Consider the following 14264-nt stretch of genomic DNA (forward strand, 5'->3'; position numbering starts at 1 on the left):
CGCTGCGGGATCGAGCGACAGGCGCGGCGCAATCGCCGCCAGCTCGCGCGCCTTGTCATAGGCGTTCAGCGCGCGTTCCCGTCCCGCCCCCTGCAGCCCCGCGCCTCGCGCGCGATCAGCGACGGCGCGAGGTCGAGGAAGGCCGCATAACGCTCGGCCGACGCCTTCTTACCAAGATCTTGCGCCAAGTCTGACCGACGGCCGTTGGTGGGATCGCCCTGGCGCAGGATGGTCAGCGCCGCATCCTCAAGCTTGGCCAAACCGAGCTCGGCGAAGGCCAGCGCGCGGCCCGCCGACCCTTCCGACATCGCCACCACTCGCTGGCGCTCGGCGGCGCTGACATCGGGCGTTTCCCGCTCGAGGATCGACGCCATGACGTCATCGTCAAGCGATTGAAAATCCAGCCTTCTGCAGCGCGAGCGGATGGTCGGGAGGAGCCGGCCAGGCGCGTGGCTGACGAGGAGGAACAGGCTGTTGGGCGGCGGTTCCTCGAGGATCTTGAGCAAGGCATTCGCGGCGGATGTCTCAAGCTCGTCGATCGGATCGATGACGATCGCGCGCCAGTCCGACAGCGCCGGCGTAAGACCGAGGAATTCGCCGAGCTCGCGCACCTGCTTGACCGAAATGTTGCGCGCCAGCCCCTCGCCTTTCTCGCGCGGCAGGCGCTGGATCCAGCGCATGTCGGGATGGCTCTCGGCGGTGATCAGCCGGGCCATGGGATGTTCGGCGGGCGTGTCGAGCGGCGCGGCTTCGAACGCCGGCCCCGCCGCCTCGGCCAGCAGGCGCGTCGCAGCGGCCCGGGCGAAGCGCGCCTTGCCGACACCCCGCGGTCCGGCGAGCAGCCAGGCATGATGCAATTTGCGCATGGCCCAGGCGCTGCTGAACTGCTCAACCGCGCGATCGTGGCCGAGGATCATGGGAGAAGATCCGCCAACGCCGCGACCAAACGCGCGGTGACTGCCTCAAGCGTTCCTGTCGCGTCGACCAACGTCACCCGCTCGGGCTCGGCCGCTGCAATCTCGCGAAAGGCGCGGTCGACCGCCTGATGATAGTCCGCCGGCCGGCCGCCGATGCGATCAGGCCGGTCACGATCGCGTGCCGCGGCGCGCTCGTTTCCATCGGGCAGCAGGAGGATCAAGGTCCGGTCGGGGAAGCCGTTGCCGATGGCGAAGGCGTTGATCGCCCGCACCTCGGCCACCCCCAGTCCGCCCGCTCCGCCCTGATAGGCGAGCGAGCTATCGACGAAGCGGTCGCACAGCACCCATGCGCCCGCCGCCAGCGCGGGTTCGATCGTCTTGACCACATGGTCGGCGCGCGCCGCCGCGAACAGCAACGCCTCGGCGCGCGCGTTCCAGCGATCCTCGGCGCCCTGCAGCAGAAGATCACGGATGCGCTCGGCCCCCTCGCTTCCGCCCGGTTCGCGAGTCTCCACGACCTCCAGGCCGCGCTCGCGCAAGGCTTGGGCGAGCGCGCGGACCTGGGTCGACTTCCCGACTCCCTCCCCGCCCTCGAGGCTGATGAATTTGCCGCGCGGTGTCGCCTGCGCGGTCACGCCATCCCGACAAGCTGCTTGAGGCCGAGCCAGACGCGGCCGAAGAAGCCTGCCTGGCCGACGTCGGCACCGGCGACCAGCGGCACCACCTGCTCGCCCGTGTCCCCGGTCATGATCACCAGCTGCGCAACCTCCTGGCCCTCCTTGATCGGCGCAGCGATCGGCCCCTGGTAACGCACCTTCATGCGCACCGGCTGATTGACCGTCAGCCCGGCAGGGATGGTCACCGCCAGGTCGCGCGGCGCCATCAAGGGGACTTCGGCGTCGCTGCCCAGCTGCACCTGCGCCGATCCGACCTGCTGGCCCGCCTTGAACAGCGGCTTCGCCTGCCAGGAATTGAAGCCCCATTCCATCAGCCGCGTCGATTCCTGCACGCGCGCATTCCAGCTATCGAGCCCGGCGACGACCTCGATCAGGCGGCGGCCGTTCTGCTCGGCCGACCCGGTGAAGCCGTAGCCCGCCTCGTCGGTGTGACCGGTCTTGAGACCGTCCGCGCCCGGCACCTTGCCAAGGATCGGGTTGCGGTTGCCCTGGGTGATCGCCTGCCCCGATCCCAGGGTTTTGCCCCAGGTGAAGCTCGGCTTGTTGTAGAATTGCTTGTACAGCTTGGGATGGCGCTCGACCGTCGCCCGCGCCAGCGTCGCCAGGTCGCGCGCGGTGACATAGGTGCAGCCCTCGTCGGGCCAGCCGTTGCTGTTGCAGAAGCGACTGTTGGTCAGTCCAAGCTCCTTGGCCAGCGCATTCATCTGGTTGGCGAACGCCTGCTCGGTCCCCGCAATGCACTCCGCCAGCACCACCGAGGCGTCGTTGCCCGACAGGGTGACGATGCCGTGAAGCAGGTTTTCGACGCTGACCTGTTCATTGACCGACAGGAACATCGTCGATCCCGCGGCCGGCCCATGCCATTTCTGCCACGTTTCCGGGCGCACGGTGCACATCTTGTTCAACGGCAGCTTGCCCTGGTCGATCAGCTCGAACGCGACCTCGGTGGTCATCATCTTGGCCATCGATGCCGGCGGCATGCGCATGTCGGCGTTCTTGGCATAGAGAACCGCGCCCGACGACAAGTCGACCAGGATCGCGGTCTTGGCCGGCGTGTCGAACGGCGGCGCGGCGGCGGGTGCGGCGCTGGCGAACAGCAGGGAGGCGGCGGTTGCGAACAGGATGGAGCGCGGCATGGAGAAGATGGGTTTCCTCGATTCAGGCGTGAGGAGACCTGTCTATCGCCGGGCGATGGCGTTCGCCAGCAGTCCGACGCCCATCGCGTAGTAATTCGAGCAATTATAATCGAGGATCGCGCGGTAATTGCCGGTCAGGAGATAGCCCTGGGCATAAGCGCCCGGCGTTTCCATAAGCGCCACCAGCTCGGTATCAGGCAAAGTCCGTCCTGTCGGCATCACGCCCATCGAACGCCATTGCGCGACCGTCAGCCAGCGGCTGTGCCTGCGATAGACGTTGGGGCATCGCGGCGGGTTGAGGCGCGATTGCACCGCGGCGCGGTTGAGCGTGCCCGGAATCGCCACCGGCACGCCCCACGGCATGTCACGCTTCCACCCCGCGTTACGCAGGTAATTGGCGATCGAAGCGAAGGCGTCGTCTTCGTTGCGCCAGATGTCGGCATAACCGTCGGCATCGCCGTCGGCGCGCAGGCGCAGCGCGACGGTCGGCATGAACTGCGGATAGCCAGTCGCGCCGGCATAGCTGCCCTTTAGCTGCCAGCGCTGCACGCCCTGGTCCATCAGCTTCAACGCGGCGAGGAATTCGTCCTCGAACATCTGCCGCCGCCGCCCTTCATAGGCGAGGCTGGCAAGCGCATCGAGCAGGTCGAAGCTGCCGGTCACCGCGCCGTAACTCGTTTCCTTGCCGTAGATTGCGATGATCACTGCGGGATCGACGCCGTACATCGCCTGGATGCGCGACAGATTCGCCCAGTGCGACGAATAGCGCGCCTGTCCGCGGCTGATCAGCGAACTAGTGATGTGGCGGGTCAGATACGGCCCGAACGATGCCGGCGCATAGTCAGTCCGGGTCGACGTCGGCCGCTGCGCGCGGTCGAGGTCCATCGCGCGCTGGTTGAGCCGCAAATAGGGAACGACTGCCTGGATGGTGGCCTCGCGCACCCCCTGCTGCCGCGCGAGCGCCGCGAGCCGCACCTTGTAGCCGTCCCACGCACTCTGCGGCGGCGGTGCATAAGCGGGCTGTGGATAGACCGGCTGCGGATAGACCGGCTGCGGATAGACCGGGGTGAGCTGCGCGACCTGGACCGGCGCGGGGCCTGCCACGATGGCGGACGGGCGCGGTTGCGCCGAAGGTGTCGCAAGCGCCATCGCCGACGTCACCGCCAGCATTACTCCCCAATCACTCGCAACTCCACGCTCCTCATCACAACCGAGGCTAGTCCGGACAACCCACGAGACGCCAGCATGGTTCATCGCGCGCCTTGCACAGCCCGGCTTACCAAGCGATATCGCGCGGCAGATGAAGGAGAGGTGGCCAGCCGTTCGGCCACCGTCCGCGCTGGAGAGGTGGCCGAGTGGTTTAAGGCAGCGGTCTTGAAAACCGCCGTGGGTGCAAGCTCACCGTGGGTTCGAATCCCACCCTCTCCGCCACGCCTGGCCCAGCGCCGATTGCCCGCATTCGCCGTTCGTCGAATTAACGCTTCCATTCATCGGGCGTTCACGCTACAAATGTAGCACTGTCTACAAATGTAGTGTCCAGGAGTCGCAATGCTCAGCAAGCTTCCGCCCCGCGAACGTCAGATCGTCGACATCCTTTATGAGCGCGGCCCCGTAGCCGTGTCCGACATCTGCGAAGCGCTTCCCGACCAGCTGAGCGGATCCGCCGTCCGCGCCATGCTCAAGCGGCTCGAGGACAAGGGCTTCGTCCAGCGCACCGATTCGGACCGCGGCTTCCTCTACAGCCCGTCGGTGTCCGAGACTGCCGCGAAGAAGTCCGCCTTGAGCGAGATCGTCCGCGTGTTCTTCAACGGCTCGCCGGCCAGCGCCGCCTCTGCGCTGCTCGGCATGTCGGACCGCCTCGAAGGCAAGGACCTCGACGAGCTCGAGGCGATGATTGCCCGCGCTCGCGAGGTAAAGGGGGGCAAATGATCTCCATCCTGCTGTCGATTGCGCTCAAGTCGGTGATCGTCGCCGGCGGCACGCTCGGCCTCCTCGCCCTGCTCAAGAACCGCTCCGCGGCGGAGCGGTCGTGGGTCGCGCACGTCGGGCTCGTGGCGCTGTTGCTGCTCGCTTTCGCACCGCTGGTGCTCCCCAACCTCGCGGTTGAAACGCCGGCCTGGATGAGCCCGTCGGCGCCGGTCGCGAACGCACCGCAAGCCACGACGCCCGCCCCCGCCGTGCCCGATGCCGCGCCAACGTCTGCCGCCTCGCCTATGCCTGCGGACCCGGTCGATTCCGGCTGGACAATCAGCACCGCCGCCGCGGCCGGCGCGATCTACGCCCTTCCCGCCGCGATCCTGCTGATCATCACCTTCCTTGCGCTGGCGCGCTTGATCGCCCTGCGCGCCCGCGCCGACGTGCTGGTCGACGGCCACTGGCTGAGCGCCCTTGCCCGCGCCCAGCGCCGCATGGGCTTCAAGCATGGCACCGCCTTGCTCACCAGCGACGATTTGTCCTCGCCGATCAGCTGGGGGCTGATGCGCCCGGTGATCCTCCTGAATTCGCGCGCGGTCGAGGCCGCCGGCGAAGCCGAAGCGATCATCGCGCATGAGCTTGCGCACGTTGCTCGGCTCGACTGGGCCAAGCTGCTGCTGGCACGCGTCGCCACCGCGCTTTTCTGGTTCAATCCGCTGGTATGGATGCTCGCCCGCGAAGCGCATCAGCTGCGCGAAGAAGCGGCCGACGATGCCGTCCTCGGCGCCGATATCCAGGATACCGATTATGCCCAGCTGCTGGTCGGCGTCGCCCGGCACGAATGTTCGGGCCTGCTGCTCGGCGCGCATGGCGTCGCTCCGTCCAAGAGCTCGCTTGCCCGCCGTGTCGCGCGCGTTCTCGACGGCCGCTCGGCGCGCGGTCCCGGCGCGCGCTCGTTCACGCTCGGCGTCTTGAGCGGTGCGATGCTCGTCGCCGCTCCGCTCGCCGCGCTGACGCTCGTGCCCGGCGGCAGGTCAGCGGTCCCGGCTGCGCCCGCGCTGGCGGTTGCTGCGAACGGTGAGCCGACCGCGCCTTATTACCCTGCCGCCGACCTTCCGACCGATCTGCCAAGCATCATCGCGGATGGCGTTTCGACCTCGGTCACGACCGCGCTCGCCGTGGCCGCCGTCGCGCATCCGCATGAGGCAGACGACCCCGCCGACGCCCTCGCCGATGCGCGCGAACGCCGCGAAGATGCACTCGACGCCGCGCAAGAGGCTCGGTCCGCGGCGCTCGAAGCCGCTGCCGAGGCGCGCGAGCAGGCGGCGCACGCCCGTGCCCAGGCCGCCGACGGCCGCCGCGCCGCACGGGCCGCGCGTGGCCAGGAAGCACTCATCGAGCAGGCGATCGAGCTGCGCGCGCTCGGGGTCACCTCCGAATATGTCAACGCCATGCGCGCCGCGGCGCCGCAATTGCGCGGGCTCGACGCGTCCGCCTTTACCGGCCTGAAGGCCGTCGGCGTCACTCCCGATTATGCGCGCGAGATGGCGGCCGCACTGCCGCGCGTGACGCCCGGCGACCTGACCCAGTTGCGCGCCGTCGGCGTGACCGGCAGCTACGTGCGTGCGATGAACGAAGCGGGAATCCGCGCGGGCGTCGATGAATATGTCGAGATGCGCGCTGTTGGCGTCAGCCCGTCCTATGTGAAGAAGCTGCGCGAGGCCGGCTACGTCTTCCGCGGCGATGTCGACAAACTTGTCGAGCTGTACGTGCTGGGGGTTTCGCCCAGCCAGTTGCGCGGCCTGCGCAATGTGCCGCCCAGGCCGCCCGCCCCGCCGACGCCCTTGCCCAACTCGAGGCGGCCCGCAGACCCCGACGACGGCTAACCACCGCCCCGCCCGACTACCTCTGACCAGTAATTTTTGACGCCTGGCCCGGGCGAACGGGCGGACCTTGCCTGAATTCTCGCCAAAGGAGACCCGCCGTGACCCGCTCCCTCGCCTCGCTCTGCGCGATCTTCCTCACCACCGTGTCCGTCGCCGCGGCCTGCACGGCCGCCACGTCCGACACGATCGCTTTCACGATGGAGGCGGCGCGGGAACCGAACCGAATCCACGCCACCTTTCGTGACAGCGACCGCGACGGCAAGCGGGACCACGACCGCTGGTCTAGCACATTTGCGCTATCGGAATTCGCCGGCCTCGATGTGACCGCGTTCCGCGGCTCTGGGCAGCGACCGGTCCGCTTCGCCATCACGCGCGAAGCCGGTCAGTTGGATTGCGCTGGCCAGGGCGGCAGCGCCCTCGCCCGGGGCACCTGCCGCTTTACGCCGAATGCCGGCTTCCTCCAGCTGCTTGCCAACCGCGGGATCGCGCGGCCCACGGAGGATGAAAAGTTCGCGCTGATGGCGGTCGATGTCCGCCGCGCCCTCATCGATGTCATCGCCAGCGCGGGCTACCCGACGCCGGGCGTCGACGACCTCATCGCCGCCACCGCGGTCGGGGTGACCAGCGATTACATCCGGCAATTGGCGGAGATCGGCTACCGTCCCGCGTCGATCGACGACCTGGTCCAGTTCCGCGCGCTCAACATCACGCCCGATTATGTCGGTGGCTTCGCGCGCATCGGCTATCGGAAAATGGCGCCCGATGAGCTGGTCCAGCTCAAGGCGCTGGGCGTCACGCCGGAGTATGTGACCGCCTTCAATCGCGCGGGCTTCCGCAACCTCTCGGTCGACCAGCTTGTCCAGCTCAAGGCGCTCGGGATCACGCCCGAATTCGTGGCGGCAGTCGCTCAGCGCCCGGGTGAGCTTCCGCCGGTCGAGCAGATGGTTGTGCTCCAATCGCTTGATCGCCGCCGCTGATCCGTCCGGTGACGAGCTTCGGTCGAACCGTCTGTCGATTGGTCGAAGGCCGTTGGCGCCACCACAAACGCTGCATCAGTGGCGACGAAAGACAAAAGGGGAATATATGCGCTCGATCCTGCTGCTGAGTTCGGCGGCCTGTCTCGCTCTCAACGCCAGCGAAGCCGTCCGGGCGCAAACCCCCGCGGGTGACGAGCCGCCCGTCAACAGCGGGCAGACGGCGCGCTCTACCAGCTACGACGCGGCCTTCTTCGCCCAATATGCGCCTCGCACCGCGCTCGACATCGCGCGGCGCGTCCCTGGGTTCACGCTCGACCTTGGCAACACCGACACGCGCGGCTTCGCCGGCGCGGCGGGCAATGTCGTCATCAACGGCGCCCGCCCCAGCTCCAAGTCGGAATCGCTCGAAACGACTCTCCAGCGCATCCCCGCCAGCAGCGTCACGCGGGTCGAGGTTGGACCCGGCGACCTTTACGGCGCGGATTATGCCAGCAAGAGCCAGGTGCTGAACATTGTCATGTCCGCGGTCGGCGGGATCGACGGCAACGTCACCGCGTCGCTGCGCCGCCTGTACACCGGTCGCGTCGATCCTAATGCGTCGGCATCGATGCTGATCCGCCGCGGCGCGTCGAGCATCAACTTGTCGGCCGGCTTCAACAATGTCGTCAACGCCGAGGAAGGGTCCGACACGCTGCGCGGCTTCGAAGACGGCGAGCTGCGCGAGTTCCGGCGCAAGTTCAACATCTACAAGGACTTCAATCCTTATATCGGCGCCAGCTGGGCGCTTGAACGGGCGCAGGACAATGCGATCCGCGTCAACGCCCGCTATTCGCCCGGTCAGTTCGACCTTGAACAGCGCAATCGCGTCACCGCGACGGGCGAGCCGCCGCATGATGACTCGCTCATCCAGGATTACGACAATTCGGTGTTCGAGCTGGGCGGCGACATCACCCGCCCGCTCGGCGGCGGCGCGATCAAGCTGGTCGGGCTCGCCACGCGCCGCAAGCGCAACAATTTTGACGCCTACATCGCCCGCGATGGTCTGCTCGAAGACGACCCCGCGGTCGTCGGCGGCTCGGAGCAGACGCAAAAAGCCAAGTTCGGCGAAACCATTGGCCGCCTCACCTGGACCCGGCAGGATGTCGCCGGCTTTTCGGTCGAGCTCGGCGGCGAGGCCGTGCTCAACACGCTCGACAACAGCACCGCACTGACCCTCATCGAAGAGGACGGCACCAAGACGCCGGTCGATCTCGCGGGCGACAACGTGCAGGTGAAGGAGAAGCGCGGGGAAATTTTCTTGAACGCAGGCCGCAACCTGAGACCCGCCCTGCGTGTCGACGGTGGCCTGCGCTTCGAATATTCCGATCTCAAGGTCAGCGGCGATGCGGAAGCGAAGCGCAAGCTCAAATTCTTCAAGCCCAGCCTGACCATCGACTGGAAGCCCGGTAACGGCTGGCACACGCAATTTTCCGTCAAGCGCACCGTCGCGCAGCTCAACTTCTACGACTTCGTCAGCGTCGCCGAACTGTCGACCGACCGGGTCAATGCCGGCAATGAAAACCTCGTGCCGCAGCGCGCATGGGAATGGCGCCTGACCGCCGATCGCCCGATCCTCGGCGACGGGGTCATCAAGCTCGATCTTGGCTACGACCACATCAGCCTGCTGCAGGACCGAGTCTTGGTTCCGGGCGAAAAGCCTGGGCAGTTCTTCGACGCCCCGGGCAATATCGGCACCGGCAAGCTGATGTTCGCGACTTTGAGCGTCGACGCGCCGCTCGGCCAATTGTGGAAGGGGCTCCGGCTCAAGGCCGACGGCACGTTGCGTCGCACCCGCGTCGAAGATCCGATCAGCGGCGAGATGCGCAACTTCAGCGATTTCTTCCCCGATTGGCAGTGGAATGTCGAAATGCGCCGCGATTCCGGCCCCTGGTCCTACGGCTTCACCGTCAGCGACCGCGACCGCTTCACCTTCTTCCGCACTGAGGAATTCGACATCAATTACAACGGCGGGCCTTACGGGACCGCATTCGTCGAATACCGCCCGGGCCCGCGCACATCGGTGACGCTCGATGTCGACAACGCGCTCAACACGCCCGGCAATCGCCACCGGATCCGGTTCAATCCGAACCGCGCCGCACCGCTCGACATCATCGACGAGTTGCGCGAGCGCAACCGCCATCTCAATGTCGGGCTGACGATCAAGCAGACCTTCGGCGGCGGCGCCGCCAAGGCATCCCCGTCCGGCCCCTAGACGCCAGGATTTCCTTCTGGCCGCGCGCTTCTGTAATTCAGGCGAGCCCGCGGCGAATCTCTGCGGCGTCCACTGGTTAGGATTCGAATGCCGCTCCCTTCCTTCATGATGGTCGACGACTTCCTGTCCGATCCGCAACGGGCCCGGCGCAGTGCGCTGGCGCTCAACTACGATCGTGCGAAGAAGGACGGCAATTACCCGGGCGTGCTGTCGGACCGGCCTCTGCCGATCGCCGGGTTCGATCAAAGCGTGTCGCAGCTGATCGGCATGCCGGTGCGCGCGGCCTCCGGAACGGTGCACGGCCAATGCCGCATCACCTTCCGCAACGAAAAAGGCCTTAGCGGCGTGCACATCGACCCCGCATTCTATTCAGGCATCCTCTACCTCAGCAGGCCGGAGGATTGCCGGGGTGGGACCGACTTTTACCGCCATCGCCGCACCGGCCTCGATCGCGTGCCCGACGATCCGTTGGCCATCGCGCGCGCCGGCTACGGCGACATCAACGAGCTGATCGAGGGGTGGTCAATGCGGACACGCTCAAGCCTTCCAAGTGGGAGCGGACGTTCACGGCGCCGATGCGCTTCAACCGCCTGATCTTGTTCAGCCCGTGGATGTTCCACAACAGCGCCGCAGGGTTCGGCTCTACGGCCGAAGATGGGCGACTGGTCTATCTGATGTTCTTCGAGCGCGCCGACGCCTGACATCATCGAATAGCGACGGTCGATCTGGGTGCGGCAACAAAAAAGGCCGGGCGTTGCGGCCCGGCCTTTCTCGTGGCGGTGATGGCGTGGGTTAGAAGCGCAGCTTCATTTCCACCGCGCCGCGCTGATCGCTCAGCGGGGCGTCGCCGGCAGTCGCCTGGCCGGTAAGGCCAAGGCTGAACTTGCCGCGGGTCATCTCGACCCCGCCCTTCATCTCCATCCAGCCCGAGCCGCCGCCGGTCAGCGGAAGCGCGAAGCTGTGCTCCGGCGCCGCCGCAAAGGCGACGTTAAGACCCGCATTGGCACCCGACAGCAAGCGGACATAATCGGCCTGCAGGCTCGGACGCACCGACCATTTGCCGATGCTCGTCGCCCCGTCGAGCTTGGCGCCGAAGCGGCTCTCGATCCGGTTGACCTTGAGCGTGTCGAGCGCCAGCGCCGTCTCGCCACCCGCCTCGCGGAACCCGCCCAGCGCATAATGGCTGAAGCCAAGCTGCGCACGCGGGTTGAGGTAAAGGCCGCTGCCGATCGCCTTGCGCACGCCGGCCTCGAGGTTCGCCATGTAGCGCGCCGAATGCGTCGCGCCCGACAAGCGGAACATCGAGGTCGTGTCGGTGGTCAGGCGGTTGCTGTCGCTCTGCGCCCGCTCGGCCGCGACGACACCGCCGACATAGGCCGACTTGCCCACCGGCAGGCTGGCATAAGCCGCGGCCTGCGTCAGCTTGGTGCTTGCCTCGTCCTGGCCGATCATCGCCCGCGTCTCGGCATAGCCGATGGCGGTGCCGACCATCGCATCGCCGAACGGCGCTTCGATACCCGACGCGAAGTAGCGGCTGTGCTGGCCCGAACCGGCACGGTCGGCGTCGCCATAGGTCGACCCGATCGTGTCGCCGCCCATCGCCACAAAGCCCGACAAACCGCCCGGCGCCGCAATGTTCGCCGCCTGCCCTTCGGTGAGCCCGAGCTGCGCCGAGGCCGACAGACCCTCACGGCTCTGCTCGAGCGCCGAGGCGCCACCAACAAAGCTGATGCCCTGCGCACGCCCGGTACCCATCAGCGACAGACGGTCGCCGACATTGCCGAGCAGCTTCTGGCTCTGCCGATCCTGCATCGCCCGGACTTCGCCGACCATGTTCACCGGCGACAGCGCCGAGAAGGTCGCTGCCAGCTGACCGGCATTCATCCAGTCGACGTTGCCGTAGAGGTTGTAGAGCTTGTCGTAGAAACCGTTGCGAAGCTGATCGAGCGCCGATGCGAAGGCGATCTCGGTCGCGTTGCCGCCGTCCAGGATCTCGACGAGCGAGCCGGCGCGCATTTCGGCAACGATCTCGTTAGCGAGAGTGTCAGCGTCTGCACTCGTGTCGATATAGGTCAGCTCGGGACGCAAGACGCCCTGGAACGTATAGGCCTTCAGGAACGTACCCTGCACGTTACCGGTAGCGGTAGCGATCGTGTACTTCTGCCCGTGGCGCGGGGCCGGGGCGTCGGTTACCTTGTTAAAAACGACCGAAGCGCGCTCCGCGGGATCATCGTCCGGCGACGACAGCGACAGAACGCCTTCGACGACGAGCTTATCGGCACCGTTGCGAGCGACATCGACAAACAGCGACGAAGCCGACGCGAGGACCGTGTCGGCCTTGACGGTGAACGTCCCGACCTTGTCGCCGCCGCCCGGAGCGACCGCCCCGGCGGCAACCGTCAGGTAGCTCGGGTCGAACACACCCTTACCGCTGAGCAAGCCGCTCCACACGAATGCTTCGTCAGCAGTGAGCTTGCCGTCGATGTTGGTCCAGCCGCTGTCCTGAGTGAAGTCGGACCAAACCTTGAGATCGCCCGCCGTGGCGATGTTGAGGCGCGCAGAGCCATCGATCGTCAGCTTGTCGATTGTCGCTGCGCTCGACAAGGTCGTCTTGCCGGCTTCGCGTAGCGTAACGTCGTAATATTTGGCCTTGACGGTATTGACCACAGCCGTCGGGCCGGAGCCCGAGACCAGCGTGTTGGACGGCTCGACGTTGTGGGGCACGAAATTGGTCGATCCGGGCCCGCCGGCAACGACCAGATGACCGCCGACACCGGTCGGGTTCGTGCCCGACTCAAAGTCTGTGCACTGCCCGTAACTGGCCTGAAAGTTCGCGAAATTATAGACGCCCGTCGTCGTCAAGGCGCAGACTGTGCCGAATTGCTCGACGGCCCCGTCAGCGCCGCCCTGATTATAATTGGGCAGGCTGTTCGCCAGCTGGCCATCCGGGCCGATGATGCCGTAATTCGGATCCATGTCCTGGATCCAGTGCATCTCATCTTCCCAATTGCCGTCCCCGGCCTTTGCCGAGACATACTTGTAGGGATTGTTCTGGACGATCTCTTCCCAGAATTGGAACAACGGCGGGTAGAGGTTGAACTGGCCGTAAAAGGATCGCCCCTGAGTGTAAGAATAGCTTCCTGTGAGAACGCCAATGACAACGGGCTTATGGAAACGGGTATCCGCAATCAGCGGTCCGCCCGAATCGCCGCCTGCAGTTGTGGCTTCATTCGGAAGCGCCTGGCCAGCAGGTCCATGACCGCCTAGGCCACCGAAATCCGTGCATCGCACCAAGACGAAATAGCACGTCGGATCGAGATCGGCTCCGGTCGCGGGGCGACCTGGGCCGTCGAAGTCCATCCAATAGGCCGCGTGATTGTTTGCGCCCGTCGGGGACTTGTCGGCCAAATTCCAGAAATTGTTTGCGCTGATCAAGGCATCGATCATGTTCTCGGCAGAGCGCCGGCGGTAATCGATGTTGTATCCAACCAGCGCGCCATATTGGCCCGAGCCGGTCCCGCCGTATCCGGTGATGGTCGCATGCGTCGGTCCATCGAGCGGCGAGAACAACATTGTCCACGTCGGAATGCCCTTGGCATGCCTATCCAGTGTAACGAGCGCGATATCCTTATTCGCGAATTCGCCGCCAGCATTCGGGTGGACCGAGGTATCGAACCAGACTTGATTGGCATTGAAGATGTTCATCGACGGAATCGACGATCGATCTGCACTGTCGCGCCACGTCTCGTAAGCGCCCTTAACGGTCGCGTCTGCGCCTGGGTAGCAAGGCACCTGCTGACCAGCGATCGGAGTTCCTGCAGCGCCCGCTCCACATTGGTTGCGATTGCTCGCGTTGAAGGCGTAGGCGAGCGGAATGGCGAGCGTGCCGGTCTTGGCGCCATATTCATGAGGCTGGCGGAAGACACGCAGCGCCGGATTCGTCGCGTGTGCCGTGCCATAATAGCAGTGAGCGGCCGAGATGACGGTGCGCGGGTTGATCAATGTCCCCGAGCATAGGCCCAGTCCCCCACCGGGACTCAGCTGGAGCGACTGGCCGACGCCGGTAATCCCGCTGCTCAGAAGCTGCGGCGAATTCGCAATATCGGAACCAAGGAGTGGCACGCCGGGAAGCGGGTTGCTGGTGATAGGCGGCTGCGGATTGCCACGCCGCGGGTCACCGTAAACAGGAACCACCGGTGTGCCGGGGGTAATCGTGTGATTGCCGACGACATCCAGGTTCTCACCCCATTGCGAGAGAACCTGCGCTGACTCGCTGAAGTCCAGCGTTGCCTCACTGGCAGCGTAAGTGTTTTCTACCCAGTTCGCCCCCGCGACCGCCGGGCTTGCGAATGCGAGCGCAGAAACAGACGTGGCAGCAAGAAGCGCGACGCGGGTCGCGGCACAACGGTTCACTTTCACAGATACCCCTCCAAAGAACGGATTTTGAGGGTACCCCAGCGAACCCCCTCCGATTCGGCACCTTATCGTGCAAAATCAAAGGGAAAA

At 66.0% G+C, this 14264-nt stretch carries 11 protein-coding genes and 1 tRNA gene; 7 read left to right on the forward strand and 5 right to left on the reverse strand.

The annotated features are described in order from the left end of the window. Positions 1 to 65 precede the first annotated feature (65 nt). The 4 genes from H9L13_RS08020 to H9L13_RS08035 are packed head-to-tail and all read right to left on the reverse strand — an operon-like array spanning position 66 to position 3900. Positions 66 to 917, reverse strand: coding sequence for a DNA polymerase III subunit delta' (locus H9L13_RS08020; protein ID WP_342354476.1), 852 nt, complete (start codon positions 915 to 917; stop codon positions 66 to 68). Then, the gene (tmk, locus tag H9L13_RS08025; RefSeq protein ID WP_187537237.1) at positions 914 to 1552 is read right to left on the reverse strand and encodes a dTMP kinase; all 639 of its coding nucleotides are present in this window, start codon (positions 1550 to 1552) and stop codon (positions 914 to 916) included. The genes H9L13_RS08020 and tmk overlap by 4 nt, the downstream gene beginning before the upstream one ends. Continuing rightward, positions 1549 to 2730, reverse strand: coding sequence for a D-alanyl-D-alanine carboxypeptidase family protein (locus H9L13_RS08030; protein ID WP_187537238.1), 1182 nt, complete (start codon positions 2728 to 2730; stop codon positions 1549 to 1551). Before H9L13_RS08030 ends, tmk begins: the two co-directional genes overlap by 4 nt. A gap of 42 nt (positions 2731 to 2772) precedes the next feature. Further along, positions 2773 to 3900, reverse strand: coding sequence for a lytic murein transglycosylase (locus tag H9L13_RS08035; RefSeq protein ID WP_187537239.1), 1128 nt, complete (start codon positions 3898 to 3900; stop codon positions 2773 to 2775). A 171-nt stretch (positions 3901 to 4071) separates the two neighbouring features. Between H9L13_RS08035 and H9L13_RS08040 the strand changes: the two genes are divergently transcribed. The 7 genes from H9L13_RS08040 to H9L13_RS12915 all read left to right on the forward strand — a co-directional run bounded on the left by H9L13_RS08040 (position 4072) and on the right by H9L13_RS12915 (position 10459). Further along, positions 4072 to 4161 (forward strand) — tRNA-Ser (locus H9L13_RS08040). A gap of 117 nt (positions 4162 to 4278) precedes the next feature. Next, complete coding sequence (locus tag H9L13_RS08045; RefSeq protein ID WP_187537240.1) at positions 4279 to 4659, forward strand: BlaI/MecI/CopY family transcriptional regulator; 381 nt, start codon at positions 4279 to 4281, stop codon at positions 4657 to 4659. Then, on the forward strand, positions 4656 to 6530 hold the full coding sequence (locus H9L13_RS12910) for a M56 family metallopeptidase (RefSeq protein ID WP_187537241.1): 1875 nt from the start codon (positions 4656 to 4658) through the stop codon (positions 6528 to 6530). Before H9L13_RS08045 ends, H9L13_RS12910 begins: the two co-directional genes overlap by 4 nt. Before the next feature lie 98 nt (positions 6531 to 6628). Continuing rightward, positions 6629 to 7507, forward strand: a complete 879-nt coding sequence (locus tag H9L13_RS08055; RefSeq protein WP_187537242.1) for a hypothetical protein — start codon at positions 6629 to 6631, stop codon at positions 7505 to 7507. Positions 7508 to 7613: 106 nt separating this feature from the next. Continuing rightward, entirely contained in the window at positions 7614 to 9758 is a 2145-nt protein-coding gene (locus H9L13_RS08060; protein ID WP_187537243.1) for a TonB-dependent receptor plug domain-containing protein, read from the forward strand. 87 nt (positions 9759 to 9845) lie between these two features. Beyond that, positions 9846 to 10352 (forward strand): DUF6445 family protein, encoded by a 507-nt coding sequence (locus H9L13_RS08065; RefSeq protein ID WP_244954800.1) that lies wholly within the window; start codon positions 9846 to 9848, stop codon positions 10350 to 10352. Next, a complete protein-coding gene (locus H9L13_RS12915) occupies positions 10334 to 10459 on the forward strand; it encodes a hypothetical protein (protein ID WP_280528161.1) in 126 nt (41 codons plus the stop codon). The genes H9L13_RS08065 and H9L13_RS12915 overlap by 19 nt, the downstream gene beginning before the upstream one ends. A gap of 91 nt (positions 10460 to 10550) precedes the next feature. Here the strand turns inward: H9L13_RS12915 and H9L13_RS08070 are convergent, their stop codons facing one another. Continuing rightward, positions 10551 to 14177: an autotransporter outer membrane beta-barrel domain-containing protein gene (locus H9L13_RS08070; protein ID WP_187537244.1), complete on the reverse strand. Its 3627-nt coding sequence runs from the start codon at positions 14175 to 14177 to the stop codon at positions 10551 to 10553. Positions 14178 to 14264: the final 87 nt, after the last annotated feature.

The sequence above is a fragment of the Sphingomonas lutea genome, assembly GCF_014396785.1.
Classification (GTDB): domain Bacteria; phylum Pseudomonadota; class Alphaproteobacteria; order Sphingomonadales; family Sphingomonadaceae; genus Sphingomicrobium; species Sphingomicrobium luteum.